Here is a 2,728-nt window from a genome sequence, read left to right on the forward strand (position 1 = left end):
ATTTTCTCTTTCTCGCTCCATACCCCTTTTAATGCTATATATTCTCATTAACCCTTTTAACCTTTGAATTAATTTTAGTTATTATGTACTACTTTAATGGCTTTTTTGATCTGTGACAGTTGAGGGTGCGGAATGTGGGATCTAAAGCTCTTGAAGAAATGCCTGATAAACCTGACCTAAGTTTCTGGTTGCGAGAATATCAGATCAAACAGGTATCTACCCAAAAAACCATCAATGTTGTCACCCGAAAAGGAGAATTATTTGAATTTTCTGGAGGAGTACAGCTAACAGCTATAGCCCTGCGATTAAACAGTGGCGATGTCAGTGCTTTAAAAGAAGCCGTATTAGTAACAAAACCTCGTGCTGACAGTTTAGCATGGACTTTTATCGTTGCAGAATGGGTGATTCCCACTTCACCGGGGGCTATTGCTCCAGAAGATATTGCTTTGCTTTTTAGTCAAGCTCTATTTCTAAGTGAACAAAACCGTCATGATGAAGCGATCGCTATCTATAACAAAATGTTAGAAATTTATCCTAACGATGCTGATATTTACTTTGAGCGTGGATTTGAGCGTAACGAGCAAAAAGATTATCAGGGTGCGATCGCTGACTTTAATCAAGCTATTAGTCTTAATCCTAATAATACTTTTGCTTACACTTTCCGAGGTGGAGCCCGTATCAATTTAGGAGATTATCAGGGAGCGATCGCTGATTTTAACCAAGCCATTAACCTCAATCCTTATGATGCTTTTGCTTACATTAACAGAGGATTGGCTCGTGACCTATTAGAAGATTATCAAGGCGCACTCGCTGATTATAATCAAGGAATCAAGCTTAATCCTAACGATGATTTTGCTTACTTTTTAAGAGGAAATACTCATAGCAAGCTAGGAAATATTCAGGGAGCGATCGCTGATTTTAATCAAGCCATTAAGCTTAATCCTAATAATGCTGATGCTTACATTATTAGAGGAAATGTTCTGAGCAATTTAGGCGACAATAAGGGAGCGATCGCTGATTTTAATCAAGCTATTAATATCAATCCTAATAATGCTGAAGCGTACAAAAACCGAGGATTTGCTCGTGACAATTTAGGAGACAATCAGGGTGCGATCACTGATTATAGCCAAGCCATTAAGCTCGATCCCAATAATGCTGAAGCTTACAGAAACCGAGGATTTGCTCTGAGCAATTTAGGAGATATTCAGGGAGCAATCGCTGATTTTAATCAAGCGATTAATCTTAACCCTAATGATGCTTTTGCCTACAGTGGTCGTGGGTTGGCTAGTGAACTTTTGGAAGATTACACCAGTGCCATTGAAGACTATCAAAAAGCCGCCCAACTCTACAAACAAATGGGATTAATGGATGCTTACCAAGAAACTCTCAAGCATATTCAAGAAATATTGGGGGCTGGACGCTAGTTTTTAGTAGGGCAGTGATTGGGGAGTTAAATTATTTGTATTTTACAGTTGTTCTAACTCACATTCAGCAGGTTATTTAGGGTCTGCTGAAAAAGTTTTTCCTGGGGGTAGGAGTCGGTCGTCGGTCGTCAGTAGCCGGTCGTTTCGGGCTTTGTTGCCCTTGTTTTTTGTACCAAGCTATGTACTACAAGAAGGATAATGCAAGGTTTTTGAAAGTCCCAATCCTATTTTCTTGCACTAACATCGGACTTTAACAGGTCAAAAGCCTTATTTTAAAAGGGTTTTACCATTATTCAGCAAGCCCTATTTAAGATAAAAAATAATCTTGGTGACAAGAAGAGCCAAGGAACTGCAAAATCAGGTTTTGTCTACGGGTGAGTTTAATCAAGAATTTAATCCCATCGACAAATACAAGATGAATAGACTGAAAACATTGAAGAATCCATCGTAAAGTAGGACGAGCAGTAGGCTGACCTTTTTGATTAGGGAGGGTAGATGAGGTAAGTTCTAAGGCTCGCCTAAGTTGGCGTTGTCCTAAACTATAGACCATGAGAGCCAGGGTCATAATCATCGCCAGTGCCATAATCCGTTGAGTGTTCTTAAGAAAGACCCGTGAAACAAAGAATAGAGGAGCTTTGATAAAACGAAATCCTCGTTCCGTAGTTTGTTGAGCTTTATACTCTTTTAAAATGAAATCTCCAGTCCACTTTTCTTCATCTAATTTTGGAGGTTCATTGGCAGTCAAGTTTATTTGGCTCTTCGGTAATTGTTATGCAAATAATTAACTTTAAATAAAATTCGATGAGAGTACCTACGCTCAAAAATAGCTGAAACCTATACAGGGAAAAACTTAAAACACAAACAGGTTAATACCAAAAGATAGACAATCGAGTTAATATTTAATATAATAGCCAAAAACCAGAGTATTTTACTTATGATACTTGACAAATTTTTTCACCTAAAAGGAACGTCTATTCAAGGCTATCTACACCTAGAAAATATCGGTATAGTTTGCCGAATCGAATCGAAAAATCAAAAAGCAACCTGTCCTCATTGTGGGTTAGAGAGCGATAAACTACACCAAAATCATCGACATTTAGTCAAAGATTTACCAATCTCAGGACAACCAGTGTACCTACAAGTTAATCGTCGTCAATTTAAGGGCGATAATTGTCAGAAACCCTTTAGTGAAGAGTTAGATTTTGTCGCCAGTTAACGAACCTATACGAAATGACTAGCCGAAAATATAGTCGAACAATTAAAAGAATGAGATATTTTTAATGTTAGTCGTATAAATGACGTAA

The 2,728-nt window shown here is 37.9% G+C and carries 2 protein-coding genes and 1 pseudogene; 2 read left to right on the top strand and 1 reads right to left on the bottom strand.

The annotated features are described in order from the left end of the window. Positions 1–158: 158 nt before the first annotated feature. On the top strand, positions 159–1,424 hold the full coding sequence (locus IM515_RS22465; protein ID WP_287628774.1) for a tetratricopeptide repeat protein: 1,266 nt from the start codon (positions 159–161) through the stop codon (positions 1,422–1,424). Positions 1,425–1,731: 307 nt separating this feature from the next. On the opposite strand, the gene IM515_RS22470 is transcribed toward IM515_RS22465, so the two are convergent. After that, a complete protein-coding gene (locus IM515_RS22470; RefSeq protein WP_425589517.1) occupies positions 1,732–2,169 on the bottom strand; it encodes a hypothetical protein in 438 nt (145 codons plus the stop codon). 189 nt (positions 2,170–2,358) lie between these two features. Here IM515_RS22470 and IM515_RS22475 point away from each other — a divergent pair. Next, positions 2,359–2,691 (top strand): annotated as a pseudogene (locus IM515_RS22475) (transposase family protein); the annotation flags it as partial. Positions 2,692–2,728: the final 37 nt, after the last annotated feature.

Source organism: Microcystis sp. M44BS1, from assembly GCF_020244875.1.
Classification (GTDB): domain Bacteria; phylum Cyanobacteriota; class Cyanobacteriia; order Cyanobacteriales; family Microcystaceae; genus Microcystis; species Microcystis panniformis.